This window comes from Streptomyces sp. B1866 (assembly GCF_031932565.1).
Classification (GTDB): domain Bacteria; phylum Actinomycetota; class Actinomycetes; order Streptomycetales; family Streptomycetaceae; genus Streptomyces.
The window spans coordinates 1-19,655 of the sequence record NZ_JAVSCF010000112.1 but is presented as its reverse complement, the minus strand read 5'-3'; the positions used below and the strand labels follow the sequence as shown (position 1 = coordinate 19,655).

At 72.0% G+C, this 19,655-nt stretch carries 16 protein-coding genes and 1 pseudogene; 12 read left to right on the top strand and 5 right to left on the bottom strand.

Annotated elements, in window-relative coordinates:
* The 4 genes from RKE29_RS16365 to eccE form a co-directional block, all read right to left on the bottom strand.
* Positions 1-552 (bottom strand): SCO5717 family growth-regulating ATPase (locus RKE29_RS16365; RefSeq protein WP_312006132.1); only part of this gene is annotated, 552 nt, incomplete at its 3' end.
* A 570-nt stretch (positions 553-1,122) separates the two neighbouring features.
* The gene (locus RKE29_RS16360) at positions 1,123-1,353 is read right to left on the bottom strand and encodes a DUF397 domain-containing protein (protein WP_312006131.1); all 231 of its coding nucleotides are present in this window, start codon (positions 1,351-1,353) and stop codon (positions 1,123-1,125) included.
* A 270-nt stretch (positions 1,354-1,623) separates the two neighbouring features.
* A complete protein-coding gene (locus RKE29_RS16355) occupies positions 1,624-2,412 on the bottom strand; it encodes a hypothetical protein (protein WP_312006130.1) in 789 nt (262 codons plus the stop codon).
* The gene (gene eccE, locus RKE29_RS16350) at positions 2,412-3,671 is read right to left on the bottom strand and encodes a type VII secretion protein EccE (protein WP_312006129.1); all 1,260 of its coding nucleotides are present in this window, start codon (positions 3,669-3,671) and stop codon (positions 2,412-2,414) included. The genes RKE29_RS16355 and eccE overlap by 1 nt, the downstream gene beginning before the upstream one ends.
* A 395-nt stretch (positions 3,672-4,066) precedes the next feature.
* On the opposite strand from eccE, the gene eccB reads away from it, so the two are divergent.
* The 11 genes from eccB (at position 4,067) to RKE29_RS16295 (ending at position 13,574) form a co-directional block, all read left to right on the top strand.
* On the top strand, positions 4,067-5,653 hold the full coding sequence (gene eccB, locus RKE29_RS16345) for a type VII secretion protein EccB (protein ID WP_312006128.1): 1,587 nt from the start codon (positions 4,067-4,069) through the stop codon (positions 5,651-5,653).
* Positions 5,654-5,828: 175 nt separating this feature from the next.
* On the top strand, positions 5,829-6,959 hold the full coding sequence (gene mycP, locus RKE29_RS16340; protein ID WP_312006134.1) for a type VII secretion-associated serine protease mycosin: 1,131 nt from the start codon (positions 5,829-5,831) through the stop codon (positions 6,957-6,959).
* 123 nt (positions 6,960-7,082) lie between these two features.
* Entirely contained in the window at positions 7,083-7,424 is a 342-nt protein-coding gene (locus RKE29_RS16335; protein WP_312006127.1) for a WXG100 family type VII secretion target, read from the top strand.
* A gap of 47 nt (positions 7,425-7,471) precedes the next feature.
* Positions 7,472-7,750, top strand: a complete 279-nt coding sequence (locus RKE29_RS16330; RefSeq protein ID WP_312006126.1) for a WXG100 family type VII secretion target — start codon at positions 7,472-7,474, stop codon at positions 7,748-7,750.
* A gap of 129 nt (positions 7,751-7,879) precedes the next feature.
* Positions 7,880-8,344, top strand: a complete 465-nt coding sequence (locus tag RKE29_RS16325; protein ID WP_312006125.1) for a hypothetical protein — start codon at positions 7,880-7,882, stop codon at positions 8,342-8,344.
* A gap of 21 nt (positions 8,345-8,365) precedes the next feature.
* Positions 8,366-9,811, top strand: a complete 1,446-nt coding sequence (locus RKE29_RS16320) for a hypothetical protein (RefSeq protein WP_312006124.1) — start codon at positions 8,366-8,368, stop codon at positions 9,809-9,811.
* A gap of 42 nt (positions 9,812-9,853) precedes the next feature.
* On the top strand, positions 9,854-11,278 hold the full coding sequence (locus tag RKE29_RS16315; protein ID WP_312006133.1) for a S8 family serine peptidase: 1,425 nt from the start codon (positions 9,854-9,856) through the stop codon (positions 11,276-11,278).
* A gap of 30 nt (positions 11,279-11,308) precedes the next feature.
* Positions 11,309-12,073: a hypothetical protein gene (locus RKE29_RS16310; RefSeq protein ID WP_312006123.1), complete on the top strand. Its 765-nt coding sequence runs from the start codon at positions 11,309-11,311 to the stop codon at positions 12,071-12,073.
* A 15-nt stretch (positions 12,074-12,088) separates the two neighbouring features.
* A complete protein-coding gene (locus RKE29_RS16305; RefSeq protein ID WP_312006122.1) occupies positions 12,089-12,394 on the top strand; it encodes a hypothetical protein in 306 nt (101 codons plus the stop codon).
* Positions 12,395-12,421: 27 nt separating this feature from the next.
* Entirely contained in the window at positions 12,422-13,156 is a 735-nt protein-coding gene (locus tag RKE29_RS16300) for a hypothetical protein (RefSeq protein WP_312006121.1), read from the top strand.
* Positions 13,157-13,226: 70 nt separating this feature from the next.
* Positions 13,227-13,574 carry a hypothetical protein gene (locus tag RKE29_RS16295; RefSeq protein ID WP_312006120.1) on the top strand — a complete coding sequence of 116 codons (348 nt, stop codon included), beginning with the start codon at positions 13,227-13,229 and terminating at the stop codon, positions 13,572-13,574.
* A gap of 163 nt (positions 13,575-13,737) precedes the next feature.
* On the opposite strand, the pseudogene eccCa reads toward RKE29_RS16295, so the two are convergent.
* A pseudogene (gene eccCa / locus RKE29_RS16290) lies at positions 13,738-17,822 on the bottom strand (type VII secretion protein EccCa).
* Positions 17,823-18,009: 187 nt separating this feature from the next.
* On the opposite strand from eccCa, the gene eccD reads away from it, so the two are divergent.
* Positions 18,010-19,497: a type VII secretion integral membrane protein EccD gene (gene eccD / locus RKE29_RS16285; RefSeq protein ID WP_312006119.1), complete on the top strand. Its 1,488-nt coding sequence runs from the start codon at positions 18,010-18,012 to the stop codon at positions 19,495-19,497.
* Positions 19,498-19,655 lie beyond the last annotated feature (158 nt).

Below are 19,655 nucleotides of genomic sequence, written 5' to 3'. Positions count from 1 at the left end.
GGGCTCGCGGGCCGGCGTGACGGGCGGGAACCGCAGGGTCGCGCCGCCGGCCGGGCCCCCGGGCGCCGAAGCGTCCTCGCCGGCGCCGCCGTGCGACGGCCCGTCAGCCGACGGAGCGTCACCTGACGCGGTATCCGCCGAGCCCCCGGCGGGCGGCGTCGGCGCGAAGCCCGGCGGGGGCGGCACGGCGGCGGACGGGCCGGACGGCGACTGCCCCGCGGCCGTACCGGGCTCGCCCGGCCGCACCCCGGGCCCGGCGTCCGCGGGCGGCGGCGCGGGTGCCCACGCCCGGCCGAAACCCTCCTGGTCCGCCGCACCGGGCAGCGGCACCGCCGCGCCCGGCGGCGGGGGAGGAGGGGGCGCGCCCGCACCGGCACCGGCGTCCGGTCCTGCGGTACGGGGCGGGGAGGCCGACGACGGGCCGTTCTGCGTGTACCAGGCAGGCGGGGTGTAGTCGATGGTGAACTCGCTCGTGTGGTCGGCCTCCGCGTCGGACCGATCATCGCCGGGTGCGGGTCCGCCCGTACGGATCTCGTCCCGATCGCTGCTCACAATGCCTCCTGGTGTGGTCGAGCACCTGTCGCCGTTCCCGGCGGGACCGATCGTCGCCGATCGTCCCGTCGCCCGACCGCTCGGCTGTCCCCTGGCGTGACGCGCCCCGCGCCGGGTGGCGGGGCCGTGCCCCCAAGCCTAGTCACCGCGCGCGGGGCGGCGGCAGGCCCGTCAAGCCGCGAACGCGCCGGTAATCCCGGGCCGTGTCCGCGCCGACGGCGCACCCGTGCCCCGCCCGCGTCCGCGCCGCCGCGCGCCGAGCCGGCCGCGCCCGTGAAGTCCCGTCTGTCCGGCGGCCCGTGACCCGCGCGCGCCGACTGCCGCGCGGCGGTGGCCTCTCACTCCGGACACCGCGGGCCCGTCCTTCCCGAGGGCGGCGCCGCCGCGGGGCCCGCCCCGGCCCGTACGCCCGTACGGGAGACGCCGACCGCGACCCGCCCACGGGACAAGCCCCCGGAACCGGACGCGCGGCGCGATCACCTCCCACCGGGCCGCACGGGCGTCGGACGAGCGGGGGTCGGCCCGGATCCTCCGCGCCCGCCGTCCGTGACGCCGGGCGCGGAGGAACGCTCAGTGCAGGTCGAACTCGCCGTCCCGGGCGCCGAGCACGAACGCGCGCCACTCCGCCTCGGTGTAGCGCAGCACCGTGTCGGGGTCGGCGGAGTTGCGCATGGCCACCGCGCCGCCGGGCAGGTAGGCGATCTCCACCCGCTCCTCGGCGGGGCTGTCCGGCGCGCTCAGCCACTCGACGTCGGAGATGTCGAGGGCGTACAGCTCGGCCTTCTCGTCGGCGTCAGCCATCAGTTCTGCGATCCCTTCATCAGGCTGCGGGAGACCGCGGCCCCGCGCGTGACGCGGAAACCGCGGAAAGGGGAACGGGAGCCGGGAGCCCGGGGCCCTCCCCCGAGGCCGGTGCCGGGTACGCCCTGCCCGCCGCGGCCCCAGTCTGATCCGCCGCGCGCGCGGAAGGCAAACGGCGTGCACACCTCCCGCGCGGGACGCGCCACACCGCGCGGCCCGGCCCCACCGCGCGGCCCCGCGCGCGCCGCGCGTCCCGACGGCGGCCCGGGGTCAGTCCACCCGGCGCGGCGCGCCCAGCAGGCCCGACTCGGCGTCGGTCGGCCGCGTCGCCACGTACACCCGGGACCGGCGGGTGCACCACAGCGTGGCGCCGTCGCCGAGCTCCGGCAGCGCGGACACGTCCGCCTCCGGCAGCCCCAGCACCCGGCCGAGCTGCCGCGCCTCCTCCGGGGAGACCCGCTGGACGCCCACCAGCGCGGCCGCCTCCACCAGCCGGGGCGCGGCCGGGCTCAGGTAGGGCAGCAGGGTCAGCACCGCCTGCCAGGGCAGGGCGGCCACGCGTCCCCGCGGCGGCCGCATGCCGCAGTCCCGCACCACGAGCACCGGGCTGCCCACCGACGGGCCCTGCGGCGGCACCCGGCCCACGTCGAAGACCGTCATGCACTGCTGCCCGCCGCCGGCGACCTGGACCAGGTTCGACCACAGGTGCGGCCGGCCGGTCTCCACGGCCACCCGCGCCCCGGTGGCCGCGGCCCGGAAGGCCAGCACCTGGGCGGTCCACAGCCCGCCGACCAGCACCACGTCGTACGGCTCCGGGCGGTTGAACCCGACGACGGCCGGCTGCCCCTGGAGGTCCTCCCCGACGATGACCCCGTCGTCGCCCACCGGCAGCGTCAGCTCCGCCAGCTGCTCGGCCGCCAGCACGTGCCGCCCGCGCCTGGGCCCGACCAGCCCGAACCCGGGCCGGGTCGCGCGGTGCGCCGAGCCGTCCCCGGCGGGCGCGGCGGGCAGGTCGGCCGTGCCCGGCCCGACGGGCGTACCGAGAATGGGTGTGGCCATCAGCGCGCGCCTCCCAGCGGCAGTGTGGCGAGCACGCCGGGAAGCTGCTCGCGGTCCAGTCGTACGAGCCCGATCCGCACCCCGCGCGCGGCGCGCTCCAACGCCTTGCGCGCGCTGACCAGATGGGTGTCGCTGCGCCCGGTGATCCGCACGTACCCGCTGACCGACGGCCCGCCGCCCGCGCCGCCGCCGCGCGTGAGCGTCAGGCTGAAGGTGCTCGCGAGGGCGGGCATGGACGTCAGCAGCGCCACCACCTGCGGCAGCGGCACGGCCCCCGGGCCCAGCTGCGGCCACCGGCCGATCCAGTAGACGGTGTGCCAGCGGTCGTCGCAGCGCCAGGCGCGCGACACCTCGGCCGTGCGCCGCACCGGCGTGCCGCTGCGGCCCGCCTGCGTGGTCGCCAGCGGGCTCGCGCACGCGGACGTCGCGACGGCGGTGGCCAACTCGCCCTCCGCCAGCACCTTGGCCGAGAACCCCGCCCCGGTCAGCCGGCTCGCCAGCTGGTCCGCGGCGCGCAGCAGGCAGCGCTGGGCGCCCTGGAGACCGCCGCCGCGCGCCGCCACGGCCTCCGCGCACAGCTCCGGGTGCAGCTTGAGCGCCACCCAGGTCAGCCGCACGGCGGGCGCGCCGCACAGCTCCTGCAGCGGCCCGTAGCTGCGCGCCGCGGCCGCCTGCTCCGGCAGATGCGGCGCGGGCGCCGGCTGGGTGTGCTGTACCACCTGGACGGACTCCAGCCGGATGCCGTCGACCTCCAGCGCGTCGTGCAGCAGCGCCAGCGGCAGCGGGTTGCGGCCGCGCATCGGCCGCAGCGGCGTGTCGTGCGCCTGCACCTGCAACACGGCGGTGAGGAAGGTGCCGTCGCCGACCATGCCGATCTCCCGGCGGTCGCGCGCGACGTACGCGTACGTGCGCAGCGCCGGGTCGCACTCGACGGCGGGCGCCAGCGACGGGTTCACTCCCGGCGGCACGGGTTCCTTCGCGAGCCGCTGGCGGCGGCGCAGCGCGGCGGCGGTCACCAGCCAGTCCACGACCGGTTGCTGACGGCGGCGCAGCACGGCCAGCAGGACCAGGACCAGGGCGACGACCGCGGCGGGCACCAGCAGCAGCTTGTCCACGGTCCACGCGACGAGCAGCAGCCCGGCGGCCACCTCGACCAGCACCAGCTGGTGCAGCCGCAGCCGGCCGGAACCTGTGCCGAGCGAGGGCTGCCGCGGCGCCGCGCGGTCGGGCGCGCCGCGCGCGGGGGAAGCAGAGCTCATCGGGGAGACCGCCTTGTCCTTCGTCCCAGAAGCGTCTGTTGCGTGACTCGGAAGTATCTCGGAGGGCGTCCCGGGGCTGCCCCGGCGGTGTCCGCCACGCGCGGTGCGCGGCGCGGGACGCCCCGGCGGCCGAAACCAGTGGCCCTGTGAAACCGGTCGCCCACGCTATCGGAAAGCGGGGCCTCCTCCGCCGGCCGCGTTCCGCCGCCGAACAGCCCCGCGAATCCCGCGGCTTTTCGCGCCGAAGACCCGTTTCCTCCCCACCGTTCTCACCGCCGTCGCCGCATCCGGTCGGCGCGCGCCGACCGGGTACCGGCATAGTAGACAGTCGGCGGGCGGCAGGGCCCCGGGACGTGGCAGCCGGACGTGAGAGCTTAAGGAGAAGCGGGCTACCCATGGCATCGCGGCGGGATGAACTCAACGCCTACACCTTCGCGAAGAAGAGGATGGTTGCCGCATTTCTGCAACCTTCTTCCGCGGCCACCGAGGAGGGAACGCCGAGCCCGCTGCGCGCGGTCGTCCCCGGACTCGTCACGGGAGCCCTGCTCCTGGCCGGATTCGGCGCCTGGGGCCTGCTCAAACCCACCGCCCCCAAAGGGTGGGACAAGCCGCGCGCACACGTCATCGTCGGCAGCAGCTCGACAACCCGTTACGTCATTCTCGAAACGGACGGAAAGCCGCAGCTGCATCCCGTACTGAACCTGGCCTCCGCGAAACTCCTGCTGGACCCGGGCCAGTCCAGCATCATCCGCGTGAAGGACTCGGTGCTGGACAACGGCCACATCACGCGCGGGCCCACGATCGGCATACCGTACGCGCCGGACCGCATGCCCTCGGCGGACGAGGCGGGCAAGCGCAAGCGCTGGGCGGTCTGCGAACAGCCCGGCGGCGACCAGGCCAACCAGACCACGCAGAAGGCGGTGTTCCTCTTCGCCGGCCGCGAGGCGGACAAGGTCGAGGGCCCGCAGCGGCTGCACGGCAGCCAGGCCCTGTACGTGCAGGGCCCCGGCGAGAACGGCCCCCGCTACCTGGTCGACTCCGCCGGCACCAAGTACCTGCTGCGTGGCCCGGGCAGCGCCCAGGGCCGGCAGGCGCTGGACGACCCCCGGTACAACCTCCTGCTGCGCACCGTCTTCGCCGACGGCGCACAGCCCCAGCAGGTCACCCAGGACTGGCTGGACACCCTCAACGACGGCTCGCCCGTGGAGTTCCCGGTGGTGCCCGGTGAGGTGGGCGCCGACGCCGGGGTGCCCGGCCTGGGCGAGGCCAACCGCGTCGGCCGGGTCCTCGAAACGCGGAACGCCACCGCCATCCAGCACTACGTCGTGCTGCGCGGCAAAGTCCAGCGCGTCTCCGACTTCGTCGCCAACCTCCTGCTGAGCAGCGACCAGCTGAAGGACCTCAACCCCGGCGGCACCCCCGAGCAGGTCAACTCCGCCCAGTTCACCTCCGACACCACCGGCGAGTTCTACGGCTCCGCCCGCTGGCCGCGCGAGGTGCCGCGCCAGGCCAACTCCGCCGACCCGGCCGGAGGCGACGGCGCCAGGGACACCGTGTGCAGCATCCTCACCGGCGTCCGCTCCGACGGCACCACGCAGGTGGCCACCTGGGCCGGCCGCGACTACCCGGCCGCCATCGTCGACGGCGCCACCAGCGCGTACGTCACCCCGGGCACCGGCCTGCTCTACCGGCAGTTCCAGGGCACGTCCACCGGGACGGGCCTGACCTTCCTGGTCACCGACACCGGGCTGCGCTACCAGGTGCAGGCCAACAACGACAGCACGTCGGGCAAGTCGAAGATCGGCGCCGAGCGCAAGGACCCCGGCGCGCCCGAAGGAGCCCAGGAACCGGTCAACCAGGCGCAGGCCAGGCTCGGCTACCAGGACGTCAGGCCGGTGCCGGTGCCGGTGAAGTGGTCGCAGTTCCTGCCCGTCGGCCCCCGCCTCGACACCAACAGCGCCCGCCGGCCCCAGGGGTCGTGACGGCATGCCGACGACACCACACGCCCCCGGCCCAGGCACGGCGGCGGACCGGGCACCCCGGACGGTACGAGCCGCGGCCCTCACCGCGGCCGCCCTCGCCGTACTGACCGCACCCGCCACGCCCGTGCGACCGCCGACCCTGTCCCTGGCCGGCAACGGCGAGTGCACCTACCCGATGAAGGAGCAGATCAAGGGCACGCCCTGGGCGCTCCAGCGGCTCGTCTTCGACCGGCTGTGGGAGACCACCAGGGGCCGCGACCCCCAGGGCCGCCCGGTACGGGTCGCCGTCATCGACACCGGCGTGGACACCGCCAACATCCAGCTGACCTCCGCGGTCGACGCGCGCAGCGGCGCCGACTACCTGCCGGTGGACAAGAACGCGCCGGAGGAGGACAGGAGGAGGCCCAAGAACGGCACGGTCGACCTGGTCGGCCACGGCACGAAGGTGGCGGGCATCATCGCCGCCCGGCCCCGGGCGGGCACCGGCTTCGTGGGCCTCGCCCCCGAATCGGTGATCATCCCGATCCGGCAGAACGACGACAAGGGCACGGGCACCCCGGGGACCCTGGCGAAGGCCATCGACACGGCGGTGGCCAAGAAAGCCCAGGTCATCAACATCTCCCAGGACACCAAGGGCGGCCGCCCGGATCCGGACCTGGAGGCAGCGGTCGCGAGGGCGATCCGAAACGATGTCGTCGTGGTGGCCGCGGCCGGCAACGACGGCGCGGACGGCGCGAGCCACGACACCTACCCGGCCTCCTACCCGGGCGTCCTGGCCGTGGCCGCCTCCGACCGCAACAACGAACGCGCCTACTTCTCCCAGAGCGGCGACTTCGTCGGCGTCGCCGCGCCCGGCGTCGACATCGTCTCCACGGTCCCCAAGGGCGGCCAGTGCGTCGACAACGGCACCAGCTTCGCCGCCCCCTACGCCGCCGGGGTCGCCGCCCTCCTCCGCGCCAAGCACCCGGACTGGAAGAACAACCAGGTCATAGCCCAGATCGAGCAGACCGCCGAGCGCGGCGTCAACGGCCACGACCGCTTCATCGGCTGGGGCGTGGTGGACCCGGTCCGAGCCCTGACCGAGGACGACCACCCCATCGACCGCCCCACCGCGGACACCGGCGTCCCACGCGCCGCGCACCGCCCCGAACCGGCCCCTCTCACGCTCGGCGAGACCCCCCAGGAGCGCCGGGAGCGCCTGGCCACCTACGCGGTGGGCGTCGGCGGAATCCTGGTCGCGGTCACCGCGGGCGGAGCCGTGGTGCTGCGCGACTGGCGCGGTCGTCGCAGCGCCGTAACAAGATGACGCGCCTCCGTCAAAGAGAGTGAGAAACTGGCTACAGTAGGTGCCGACAACGCCGGTACAGTACAACGAAGTTGGTCGCCGGAGACTCTTCGCGCGGCATCCGGGATATGGGGGTAGGTGCGAATGGCGGGCAAGCTCCGCGTCACAGGGGATGACCTCACCGCGCTGGTCAGGGACCTCGAAAAGATGGAACAGGGCCTTGAGGAGCGGGTCAGGAAGCTCAACAGCGTGGTCGACTCCGTCGAGGGCCACTGGAAGGGCGTCGCGGCCGGCGCCTACAACAACCTCCAGCGCGAGGTCAACATGGACGTCCGCCGGGTGAAGGAGCTCCTGACCTTCACCAAGGAAGCCGTGGCCGCGAGCCGGGACGGTTTCGACCAGGAGGAGTCCGAGCGGCTCAACAGCTTCAAGGGCGTCGGGGACGGCGGCAGCAGCGGCATCCTGGGCCACTTCCAGCCCTCCTGACCCACGGCCCGCCCACTCTTCGCGCGACTACAGGAGAAAGACGTCCAATGGAGATCACGTACGCCGGCGTCGTCAGCGCCTCCGAGCAGGTGAAGTCGGAGGCCGGACACCTCAAGTCGGAACTGGACAGCCTCATGTCCCGGGTCAGGGCCGTGGTCGAGACCTGGGACGGTGAGACCCAGCGGGCCTTCTACGACCGCCAGCGGGACTGGGACACCCGGGTCAACCACCTGCACGAGACCCTTGTCACCATCTCGCGGAAGCTGATGGAGGCGACGGAGGGCTACCGCGCCAACGACGTGGCCCAGGCCCGCCGCTTCCAGTAGCGGTCTTGCCGGCCGGGCCCTTCCGGCCGGGGTGCACGGGCGCGGGACGGCGCGGCTCCTCGGGCCGCACCGTCCCGCACCCGCGCAGGTCATGTCGAGAAGCCCAGAGGAGCCCAGGGGAGACGTTCCATGGCGCAGACAGGTTCGGGACCGGGGGGACACGGCTCCTCGCCGGACCTCAACGCTCCCAGCGAATCGCTGCAGGAGTTCAAGAAGCGGGTGGACAAGCTGCTGACCGAGCTCGACTCGTCAGACGCCGCCCACAGCCGCATCTCCCACCAGACGGTGGCCGGCTCCGCGTACGGCAACGGATTCGCGGAGGCGACGTCGCTGGCCCGTGCGTACGACACGGTGCACGGGGAGTTGCAGCGGCTGTCGAAGCTGCTGGGGGAGCAGCTGGAGGGAATGGGCATCGCGGTCAGCCTGGCCGACAAGACGTACCAGGACATCGACCACGACCAGGCGCGGCGTCTGCAGCAGATTCAAAAACATGCTGCGGCGTATTACGAGCAGTACCAGAAGGAACACGGACAGAACGATCAGACGGTGGGTGACACCGGCACCGGCACGAGCGGCGGCTCCACGGGGCTGTGACGCGAACGGAGGATGGGAACGGTGGGCAATTCCGACAGGCTGCCTCCGCTCAACGCCTGCTACAACACGACGAACTTCGAGGGGATGTCCCTCGACCAGATACATGCCATGGTGGCCGGCACGGACGAGAACGAGATCATCCGCAGGGGGCAGGCGCTGGCTGGTGCCAAGAGAGACCTTGAAAAGATCGGCAACGAGCTCAAGGACAGGGTCGGCCGGGTCACCTGGGCGGGCGTGGCGGGCAACGCCTTCCGGGAGTGGGGTGACGATTTCGCCAAGCAGACGCTGAAGCTGGCAGAGATGACCGGTGCCGTCGGGACGGCCATGGAGACCGCTGGCCAGGCACTCAGCGAGGTCAAGAAAGCGCTGCCGGAGCAGCCTGAGGGCGCGGGCACGCACTTCACGGACAAGAAGAAAGAACAGAAGCGGGTCGAGGACGTCGAGAAGGCGCGGACCGAAGCTCTACCGCAGATGTACAAGCTGGCGTCGTACTACCTGATGTCGGAGGAAGCCATCTCCGCGCAGGAGCCGCCCGCCTTCAAACCGCCGCCTACACGTATGTCAGATGATGACTTGTATGCCTACCGATACAGGTACGACTCACCCGCTGCGGGGTCCGCTGGCGGTGCCGGGTCGCCTGCTGGGCACTTCGCCGCTGCTGCGCCTTCTGGTCTGCATCACGTCACAGCTAGCCCGCCCAGTCAGATTGCCTCGGATGGCGTCGGCCAGGAGGCCAGTCAGGCGGGGCACATCGGACATGCTTCGGTGCCGCCCGGCACGTCGACATCGCCTGCCGAGAATCTTCCATCGGCAACCAACACGAACATCGACAGTGTGACACCGGTGCCCACGCCGACGGCCCCCTCCCTTCCCGGCCACAACGCACCGGTTCCCACCTCGGGCGGCGGAACCGTCCCCCCGGTTCCTGTGGTGGCTCCGCCCGGTTTGGGCCCGGTTCGGCCCCATCTGGCGCCCGCGGAACGCGTCGGTATTCCTGGTCAGGCCAACAAGGCGTACCAGGCAGCCAACATCCGCCCTGTGGCGCCCGCGCCCGCCGAGCATGGCATCGTCGGGGGTAAGCCCGTGCCTCAGGCGGGGTCTGAGAGCGGGGTGCCCCGAGGCAACGTCATCGGCCGTGAAGCGCCTGCCGCGGGCCGGGGTATGGCCACCGGAGCGGGTTCCGGGCCAGTGGCTGGGCGTCCTGGATCGCCCAGCTCTGTCGGTCGTCCAGGGGTATCCGGCGCCAGTGGCTCGGGCAGGCGGCTGTCCGAGCGGCCTGGCTACAGCGGTGTGGCGAGCGGGCCGCAGGCGGGTACACAGGCTGTCGGGAGCGGCACTGGATCCTCCTCGGCAGGCAGCCGCCGGCCGGGTGGACGCCGCGACGCAGCGGGACAGAACCACTTGGCCGACGACGAGGAAAGCTGGACTGTGGAGAAGCCCGACGTCGTCCCTCCCGTAATCGAGTAGGCCCCTGGTCGGAATAAGCAGCCGAGGGTGAGCAGCGAACGAATGGGTGGCATGCAAACTAGGTTCAACAACGCCCGGAAGCGGGCTGTGACAATTATTTCTCTGCTCGCTTCTCTGCTTGCCTTCGGAAGCGTTGTCGCTCCCGCCGCAACGGCTGACACGATACGCGAACGGCAGTGGTACCTGGACCGTATGCATGCCGAAGACATGTGGAAGGTCAGCACAGGGAAGGGGATTACTGTCGCCGTCCTTGACGGCGGTGTCGACGCCTCTGTGCCCGAACTGCGAGGGAAGGTTCTCCGGGGGAAGAACCTCGCCGGGTCCGGGAGAGATGCTCGGACGGATCCCAAGGGGCATGGTACGGCGATGGCCATGCTCATCGCAGGAAGCGGTCTTCATGGCCAAGGGATCCAGGGGCTGGCTCCTGACGTGCGTATCCTTCCACTCACCGTCTCGGGCAATACTCAGGAGCTGGTGGGTACCAGCGCGCCGATCCTGGCTTCTGCGATCCGTTACGCAGCGGACAGCAATGCCCAGATCATCAACATGTCCATAGGGTTCGTGAAACACGCGACTGACGAACAGGGGCGGCGGCAGATCCAGCAGGCGGTGGACTACGCAGTCGAGCATGGCAAGCTGCTCTTCGCGAGTGCGGGCAACGACGGCGAGAGCGGCATTTACTACCCGGCGGCGGCTGAGGGTATCGCCGCCGTGGCCGCCATTGATCGAAACGTGAACCATGCGCGCTTCTCCAGCTACGGGCCGGAGATGGCCCTCGCGGCACCGGGCGACGACATGCCCATCCGCTGCCTCGACGGAGAGACGGGCTACTGCCGCAGCGGCGGCACCAGCCAAGCCGCCGCCATCGCCTCCGCCAGCGCCGCCCTCATCTGGAGCAAGCACCCCACCTGGACCGGCAACCAGGTCCTGCGCGTCCTGATCGAGACCGCCGGAAAGCCGACCACCGGCAAGGTCCCCAGCCGCTACATCGGCTACGGCTCGATCCGCCCCCGCCTGAACATCCTGGAGAACAAGGGCGACCCGGGCCCCGCCGACGTCAACCCCCTGGTGGCCGCCCGCCAGGCCCAGACGCAGCCCTCCGGCTCGCCCTCGACCGCCGGAAGTCCGTCCCCGGGGACGGCCCCGAAGGGCGAGGCCCCGTCCGACACCGAGGCGAGCGGGTCGTCGGACAGCGGAAGCAGCGCCCTTCCCTGGGTGATCGGCGGCGTCGGCGCCGCGGTCGTGATCGGCGCCGTCCTCTTCGTGGTCCTGCGCCGCCGTCGGGCCGGTACGCCTCCCACCGCCCCACCGCTGTCGTTCGGCGCACCGCCCTACGCCTCCGGACCGTATGGTGCTCCGCCGTCACAGCTTCCCGGAGGCCAGCCGCATGTCCAGCCTCACCAGCAGAGCCAGGGACCGTGGCCGCCGTCCCACGGCGCCGCGCCTCCGCCGCCGGGCGACCGGTGAGGACCTCATGAACGGCTACAGAGGACAGACGTGACTGACGACATCATCAGAGAGCTGTCGCAGTTCCAGGGGTACACGCAAAAACTGCAACGTCTGATATCGGAACTCCAGAACACGGCACCGCAGCACGCCGAGGGAACCGACGCGCAGGGGGCTGTGACCGTGCGACTGCACCCCGACGGGCTGCCGGAGTCCATCAGCGTGGCTTCCGACTGGCAGCGCCGACGACGCCCCGACGACATCGGCCCGGCCGTCGTCGAGGCGTTCGAGGCGGCGATGAACGAGCGGCTGGAACGCTGGTCGCGAACGCTTCAGCAATCCGGTTGGGAGGCGCGGGCCGAACAGTTGGACCGCAGTGTTCCTGACACGTTCTCGTCGGGCCGGGCTCCGGCCGAGTCACCTGTGATCCTTGGTACGAATCCGCGGAATGTCGTGCCCCGGCGACTTGACGAGGTGGCCGAAGAACTGCTGACCCTGTTCGGCACGATCGGCCAGTCGGATACGGAAGACGGCGGAACGCCTGAGGTGACGGGCACGTCCGCCGGGCGCCGGGTCTCCATCACCGTCACCCGAGGCGCTGTAGCCTTCTGCGCGGTGGACACCGAGTGGGCTGGCAGGCAGTCCTCGGTCCGGTTGAACCAGGCGTTTGGTGAGGCGTTGAGCGACGCCAGGTCACGACTCGACAGCACGGTCGCCGAGACAGGGGGGACTGGTCCGGCGCGACAGTTGGACGGGCTCCTGAGCGAGGCCATGACCATTCTCGCCGATCCGTCGCGTTACACGGGACTGACCTGATGGGAGAGCGACCTCATGTCTGAACACAAGCTGAAGGTCATCACTGACGCCATCCGTACGGACGCGAGGATGTGGGACCAGCAGAGCGTGACGTTGGGCGAGATCCATACCGCGGTGGAAGGGTTCCGCATCAACCGGCTGGAAGCCGGTTTGTTTCAGGTGTTCCACTCCGCTTACATGTCGGCGGTCGACCAGATCTCGGCGCGTGTCGGTGAGGGCAGGGACCGCATGAGGGAAGTCGCGGACGCGCTGGTGAAGAACGCCAAGGCTTACGACGACCACGAGGTCGAGACCAAGAAGTCCGTCGAAGGTGCGTACTGAGGCACACACTGAGCACGAAGGATCACGATGACGTTCAATGCCGCTCAGTACACGGCCACCATCGACAAGATCAGCGGGAAGCTCGACACTTTGTCGGCAAATCTTGATAAGGCCGGGAAAAAGGCGAAGTCGACGGCGAACAAGTGGTATGTCCCCGGCTTCGTCGCCAAGGCGCTGATCTGGTGCGCGAATAAGATAATCGAGCTCGGCAACTGGATCCTTCACAAGATCGAAGATGTGCTCAAAGGGGCGTCACTTCCCCTCACCGCTTATCACGAGGCTTACCTGTGGCAGGAAGACGTCCGGGGTAAGGCGTCGGGTATCGCGGGGTCGACCGCCCCCGAGGCTCTCCAGGCCCCCAGGCGATGGAAAGGAGAGGGGGCCGACGCCTACACCGCATCCGTCAAGGGCCAGCCCGCCGCAGCCACCCAGATCGAGACCAGTGCTGACAAGGTCGCTACGGCACTGACCTTCTGTGCGACCGCCGGCCTGGCTTTCTATGTCGCGATCGGCGCGATCCTGGGCAAGTTCATCGTGGTCACTGTGGCGGCGATAGCCGCGCTCGGCTCCGTTGTGTTTTCCTGGGCAGGCGCGGGCCTCATCGTGGAGGAGGCGGGGGTGAACAGCGGCCTCGTCATCGCCGCCGTCAGCACCCTGACAGCCGCGTTGGGAACCCAGGCCCAGCAGATGGTTACGGTTACCGGTGAGGCGCATGACAACAGTGCCTTTCCTGGTGGCAAGTGGCCGGTGGCGACGGCCTGACGACGCCCAAGGAGTACTGATCGGCGCCACTGATGCGAAAAGCATGCAGAGCAGAACAGGTTGGACTGACATGAACGTGCCTCGCGTCGCCTTGTGGTGCATGGCTGCCCTGTCCTTCGGGGCCGCAGTATTCGCCTACCGCAGCGAGAACTTTCCGCTGCTGTACACCTTCCTCGTTTTGGGCGTCATTCTCCCGGCGATCGCCGAGGCGTACGCGACGTACACGGACCTCAGAAAGAAACGTGACTGGTACGCCCGCAACTTTTCCTCGCTGGAAGAGCTGCGCGGCACCGTGGACGAGTCCGCCCTGCGGCGGCTCCGCGACGAGAAGGGCCTCGCCGTAGCGACGCGTGAACTCCGCCGCACCTATCCGCAACTGCCGCTGGCCGAAGCCGCCAAGCTGATCAAGACGCTGTGAGGGCGCCGGACCGCGTACACCGGAGGGGCGGTACCCGTAGCGGTGCCGCCCCTCCGGCTTGGCCACGGCCGTTGCGTGCCCCTTGGCGAGCAGCCCCCTGAAAGCGGCCTGAGGGCCCGGGCGGTGGGGCGGCCCAGGCACCGGCACACGGCCCCGCCGCCCCTCAGCGCCCGTCCGCCTCCGCCACCCACGCCGTCTGCACCAGCGCCGCCCCGCCCCGCCGCGAGACGAACACCCCGCGCCCCGGCGGCAGCGGCCGGGCCTTGACCTGGCCGAGCAGTTCGCCCTCCGCCGCGGGCCCGGACAGCACCACACCCTGCGCGCCCAGCTCCTTGAAGCGCTGGAGGAAGGTCTCGTACGACGAGCGGCCTGCACCGGCCGTGTTGCGGGTCAGGATGATGTTGACGCCCGCGTCCCGCGCGTACGGCAGGTTGTCCAGCAGCTGGGCCATGGGGTTGCTGGAGGAGGTGGCGACCAGGTCGTAGTCGTCCACGACGATGAACGCCCGCGGGCCCCGCCACCAGCTGCGGGTGCGCAACTGCTGCGGGGTGACGTCCGGGCCGGGGATGCGGTTGGTGATGAGGGTGTTCATGTCGGCCACGTACTTCTCGAACGCGTTCTGGGTGGAGCCGTAGCCGACCAGGTGCGGTTCGGGGACGACCTCCAGCAGGCTGCGCCGGTAGTCGCCGACGACGAACAGCGCCTCCTGCGGCGTGTAGCGCTCGGTGAGCTGCTTGATCAGCAGCCGCAGCAGCGCCGTCTTGCCGGACTCGGTCTCGCCGTAGACGACGAAGAACGGGTCGGCGTCGAAGTCGACGAACACCGGCCTGAGGTTCATCTCGTCGATGCCGATGGCCACGCCGCGCTCCGGCTGCCCGTCGCCCGCCGGGATGTCCCGTACGGGCAGCCGGCGCGGCAGGATGCGCACCTGGGGCGCGTGCGGGCCGGGCCAGTTGTCCGCGGACGCCTTGACGAACGCGGCGGTGGCCTCGGACAGGTCGTCGCCGGACCCGCCCGCGCCGGACGAGTTCGACGCGCCGTCGACGCGCGGCAGGGCGGCCAGGAAGTGCAGCCGCTCCGGGATCAGGCCGCGGCCCGGGACGCCGACGGGGACGTTGGCGGCGATCTTGCGGTCGAGTTCGGAGTCCATCGGGTCGCCCAGGCGCAGCTCTAGGCGGGCCAGCAGCTGGTCCTTCAGCGCCGCGCGCATGTCCATGTAACGGGAGAGCGTGACGACCAGGTGGACGCCCAGGCCCAGGCCGCGGGTGGCGATGTCCGCGACGATCGGCTCCAGCGCCTCGTAGTCCGTCTTGAAGGACTGCCAGCCGTCGATGACGAGGAAGACGTCGCCCCACGGCTCGCCGGGCAGCCGTCCGGACGCGCGCAGCTGGCGGTAGGTGGCGATGGAGTCGACGCCGTTGTCGCGGAAGAACTCCTCGCGCTGGTTCAGCACGCCGGTGACCTCGGCGACCGTACGGCGGACCTTCTCCGGGTCCAGGCGGGAGGCGACGCCGCCGACGTGCGGCAGCCGCTCCATGGCCGACAGGCCGCCGCCGCCGAAGTCCAGCCCGTAGAACTGCACCTCGTGCGGGGTGTGGGTGAGGGCGAACGCGCCGACGAGCGTGCGCAGCAGGGTGGACTTGCCCGAGCGGGGGCCGCCGACGATCAGCATGTGGCCCTGGGCGCCGGAGAAGTCGCGGTAGAGGATCTCGCGCCGCTGCTCGAAGGGCTTGTCGACCAGGCCGAGCGGCACGCACAGGCCGCCGGCCCGCTCGTAGCCGCCCGCGTGCAGGCCGCGCTCGGGGGTGACGGCGAGCTGCGGCAGCAGCTGGTCCAGCGGGGACGCCTCGTCCAGCGGCGGCAGCCACACCTCGTGGGCGGCCGGCCCCCGGCCTTCCAGGGCCCGCACGATGACGTCCAGGACGGTGTCGGCGAGCGGGTCGTCGGGGCGGCGGTCGGGGGTGGGGAAGGTGAAGTCGGGGCCGGGCTCGGCGTACCGCACCGGCACCGGGGCCGCGGTGAACAGCACCGGGCGGCGGTCGGTGGGGATGGGGCCGTTGACGGTCGCCGGGGTGGTGGACCGGTAGGGCCCGGAGACGTACGCGGCCTTGAAGCGCACCATCTCGTCGGTGCCGAACTTCAGGTAGCCGGAGCCGGGCACCGACGGCAGGTGGTACGCGTCGGGTACGCCGAGGGCGGTGCGCGACTCGGCGGCGGAGAAGGTGCGCAGGCCGATGCGGTACGACAGGTAGGTGTCCAGGCCGCGCAGCCGGCCCTCCTCCAGGCGCTGCGAGGCCAGCAGAAGGTGGACGGCCAGCGACCGGCCGATGCGGCCGATCTGGATGAACATGTCGATGAAGTCGGGTTTGGCGGTGAGCAGTTCGCTGAACTCGTCGATGACCAGCACCAGGGACGCCAGCGGCTCCAGCGGCGCGCCGGCGGCGCGCGCCTTCTCGTAGTCGTGCACGTTGGCGTAGTTGCCCGCGGCGCGCAGCAGCTCCTGGCGGCGCTGGAGTTCGCCGGTGATCGAGTCGCGCATGCGGTCGACCAGCGTGAGGTCGTCGGCGAGGTTGGTGATGACGGCGGCGACGTGCGGCAGCTCGGCCATGCCGGAGAAGGTGGCGCCGCCCTTGAAGTCGGCGAGGACGAAGTTCAGGGTCTCCGAGGAGTGGGTGACCGCGAGGCCCAGCNGTGCGGCAGCTCGGCCATGCCGGAGAAGGTGGCGCCGCCCTTGAAGTCGGCGAGGACGAAGTTCAGGGTCTCCGAGGAGTGGGTGACCGCGAGGCCCAGCACGAGCGTGCGCAGCAGCTCCGACTTGCCGGAGCCGGTGGCGCCCACGCACAGGCCGTGCGGGCCCATGCCCTCCTGCGCGGCCTCCTTCAGGTCGAGCATGACGGGCGCGCCGGACTCGCCCACGCCGATGGGCACCCGCAGCCGCTCGGCGGTCGACCGGGGCCGCCAGGTGCGGGTGGTGTCCACCGAGGCGGCGTCGCCGAGCCCGAGGAGGTCGGTGAAGTCGAGGTTGGTCAGCAGCGGCTCGTCGTCCCCGCCGGCGGTGCTCAGCCGCAGCGGCGCGAGCTGGCGGGCCAGCGCCTCGGCGGCCTCGGGGGACAGGTGGTCGGGCACGCCCCGGTAGACGGCCGCGCCCGACTCGACCCGCAGCTGCCCCGCCTGCACGGCGATGGACAGGTCACCGGGCGGCTCCTCCACCCGGCCGGGCACGACCTCCACCAGCGTCACGCCCTGCAGGCCCTCCTGGGCGGCGAGCAGCGAGCCGGGCGGCACCGGGGCGCCGTCCAGCACGAGCACCACGTGCGGCCGGTCCAGCAGCGGCGGGCTCTCCCAGTTGAACCGGGGGCGGCCGTCGAGGTGGTCGCGCAGCAGGTCCTCCACCTCGGCCACACCGTCGCCGAACAGCCGCCTGGTGCCCGCCCCGTCGACCGAACCGGGAACCTGGTTGTGCGGCAGCCACTTGACCCAGTCCCAGCGCTCCGCCGCGCCCGGCGCCGCCACGGCCACGACCAGGTCCTCGGGGGAGTGCAGCGAGGCCAGGCAGGCGATCAGGGAGCGGGCCGCGCCGAGCGCCGCCTCGTCCTCGCCGGAGACGGCCACGTGGTAGAAGGCGCGCAGGGACACGGCCATCGGCAGCCCGTCCAGGGTGCCGTGGACGGCCAGGAAGCGCTGCATGGCGCCGGCCGACATCGGCTCCAGCTCCTCCACCGAGGAGGCGGGCGGCGGCACCAGCGGCGTCCACAGCTCCTGCGGGCCCAGCCCGATGCGCACCTGCCCGAAGTCCTTGTCGGTGACGCGCCGTTCCCACACCCGGCTGCCCTCGGCCACCAGCGACCACAGCTGGTCGGGGGAGGGGTGCAGGAAGAACTGGGCGTCCCGCTGGGCGCGGGCCGTGCGGCGCACCCTGCGGCGGGTCTGGCCGAGGTATTTCAGGTAGTGGCGGCGGGCCTCCACCACCTCGCCGCGCGCGCCTTTCCGGTAGCGGATGAGCTGGGCGATCCCCAGGGAGACGGTCGACAGCATCATCATCACGCCCATGATGCGCATGAACGGCGCGGCGCCCGGCATGAAGAAGAACACGACCGACGAGCCCATGCCGAGCATCGGCAGGAGCTGCATGGCCATGCCCTCCTGCTCTCCGCGGGGGAGCTGCGGAGGCGGTTCGAGCCGTAGTTCGTCCGTGGGCACGTCAGGCGGAGTCACCCGAGGCGGGCGTTTTACGATGATGTGGCTCATCGGTCTGTATATCCCCCGGAACGGGCTGAGAAGGAAAGACGGGGCGCGCATAAGGGCGGCGCCCCGTGGGATATGAGGAAGATCCTACGTGCACGGCACACGATCGGTCCCCGGTAGGGTGACGTTCCGCACCGAGAATTCACGGTGTGCGATCGGGATCCGAACGCCCATGAGGGGAGCCTCTCAGATGAGTTCGACCGCATCGACCGGTTTCTGCCGGGTGACGGTCGTCGCGCCCGACAGCCGGATCGATGTCGCACTCCCGGACGACATCGCGCTCGCCGACATCTACCCGGAGATCCTGCGGCTGACCGGCCAGACCCCGGACCCCGGCGCGCCCGTCGGCTACCACCTCGTACGCCGCGACGGCACCGTGCTGGACGGCTCCCGGTCGCTGGCGGCCCAACGGGTCCTCGACGGCGACCTGCTGTCCCTGCGTCCGTTCGCCGAGTCCCTGCCGCCCGCCGTGCACGACGACGTCGCCGAGGCCATCGCCGCCGCCGTCGGCCGCGACCGCACGCTGTGGAACGCGCGCCTGCTGCGTGCCTCCGGCCTCTTCGGCGGCGCGCTGCTGCTGGTCTTCATGGGCTTCCTGCTGTGGTTCGCGGACCCGGCGCGACACGACATGCACAGCCTGCCGGGCGTCCTCGCGGGCGTCGTCGGCCTGCTGCTCGCGGTCTTCGCGGGCGTACGGGCACGGGTGTACGAGGACCGGACCGCCGCCGTCGCCCTCGGTCTGGCCGCGCTCCCGCACGTCATGATCGCCGGTTCCGGCGTGCTGCCGCTGGACGACGGCGAGGGCGTCGGGCGCCTGCAGTTCCTGCTGGGCTGCGTGTGCGTGCTGGTGGTGTCCGTCGCGCTGGTGGCCGCCATGCCCGTCGGCGACGCGCCGTTCGTCGCCGCCGTGGTGCTGTCCGCGTTCGGCACCCTGGCGACCTTCTGCCAGATCCTGGCGGACACCGGGCCGCGGCAGGCCGCGGCGGTGTGCTCGGCGGTCGCGGTGGGCGCCGTCGCCTTCCTGCCCGCGGTCTCCGCGCGGGCCGCGCGCCTGCCCATCGGCTACGTCGCGCCCAGCACGTCGACCGGCCGGGCCGCGGCCGCGGACTTCGGCGCCGGAGAGCCGGACGGCGCCGCCTCCGCCGCCCGCCCGCTGCCCGCCGACCGGGTCGCCGCCCAGGTCCGGCGCGGCCACGAGCTGCTGCTCGGACTGGTCGCCGGCTGCTCGGCGGTCGTCGTCGGCGCCGGCGCGGTGCTCGGCTTCGCCGACTCGCTGTGGGCGCAGCTGCTCGCGCTGGCCGCCGGCCTGGCGATGCTGCTGCGCGCCCGGCTGTTCCGGTACACCTGGCAGGTGGCCTGCGTCCTGGGCGCCGGCCTCGTCTCACTCGCCCTGCTGGTGCTCGGCCTGGCGCTGAACCCGCCGTCCGGCGCCGTGGAGGACCTGCTGCGGGGCGACCACGGCCCGCTGGACATCCGTACGGCGTGGCTGTGCGCCTGCGTGGCGCTCGGCGCGGGCGTCGTCGTCGCGGTCGCGCTGATCGTGCCGAAGAAGGGCCTGACCCCGTTCTGGGGCCGCTTCGGGGACCTGGCCGAGGGCGCGCTGCTGCTGTCGGTCACGCCGCTGTGCCTGGCCGTCATGGACGTGTACAGCACGGCGCGCAGCATGGTCGGCAACTAGCACCGCGGCCGCCCGGGCAGGCACGACCCGTACGCGCGCCACGGCGCGTACGGTCCGGCCCGGGCGCCGCTTCCCCGTCCCTTGGCGGACGGCGCCCCGCGCGGCCGGGCCGCCGGGCCAGGGGCGCGGCCGCCCGCCCCGGCTCCCGGCGGAGCCCG

Coding starts and splice junctions, on each gene's coding strand:
- RKE29_RS16360 (WP_312006131.1), bottom strand. CDS start 1,353: ATGGCTGACGCCGACGAGAAGGCCGAGCTGTACGCCCTCGACATCTCC.
- RKE29_RS16355 (WP_312006130.1), bottom strand. CDS start 2,412: ATGGCCACACCCATTCTCGGTACGCCCGTCGGGCCGGGCACGGCCGAC.
- eccE (WP_312006129.1), bottom strand. CDS start 3,671: ATGAGCTCTGCTTCCCCCGCGCGCGGCGCGCCCGACCGCGCGGCGCCG.
- eccB (WP_312006128.1), top strand. CDS start 4,067: ATGGCATCGCGGCGGGATGAACTCAACGCCTACACCTTCGCGAAGAAG.
- mycP (WP_312006134.1), top strand. CDS start 5,829: ATGAAGGAGCAGATCAAGGGCACGCCCTGGGCGCTCCAGCGGCTCGTC.
- RKE29_RS16335 (WP_312006127.1), top strand. CDS start 7,083: ATGGCGGGCAAGCTCCGCGTCACAGGGGATGACCTCACCGCGCTGGTC.
- RKE29_RS16330 (WP_312006126.1), top strand. CDS start 7,472: ATGGAGATCACGTACGCCGGCGTCGTCAGCGCCTCCGAGCAGGTGAAG.
- RKE29_RS16325 (WP_312006125.1), top strand. CDS start 7,880: ATGGCGCAGACAGGTTCGGGACCGGGGGGACACGGCTCCTCGCCGGAC.
- RKE29_RS16315 (WP_312006133.1), top strand. CDS start 9,854: ATGGGTGGCATGCAAACTAGGTTCAACAACGCCCGGAAGCGGGCTGTG.
- RKE29_RS16305 (WP_312006122.1), top strand. CDS start 12,089: ATGTCTGAACACAAGCTGAAGGTCATCACTGACGCCATCCGTACGGAC.
- RKE29_RS16300 (WP_312006121.1), top strand. CDS start 12,422: ATGACGTTCAATGCCGCTCAGTACACGGCCACCATCGACAAGATCAGC.
- RKE29_RS16295 (WP_312006120.1), top strand. CDS start 13,227: ATGAACGTGCCTCGCGTCGCCTTGTGGTGCATGGCTGCCCTGTCCTTC.
- eccD (WP_312006119.1), top strand. CDS start 18,010: ATGAGTTCGACCGCATCGACCGGTTTCTGCCGGGTGACGGTCGTCGCG.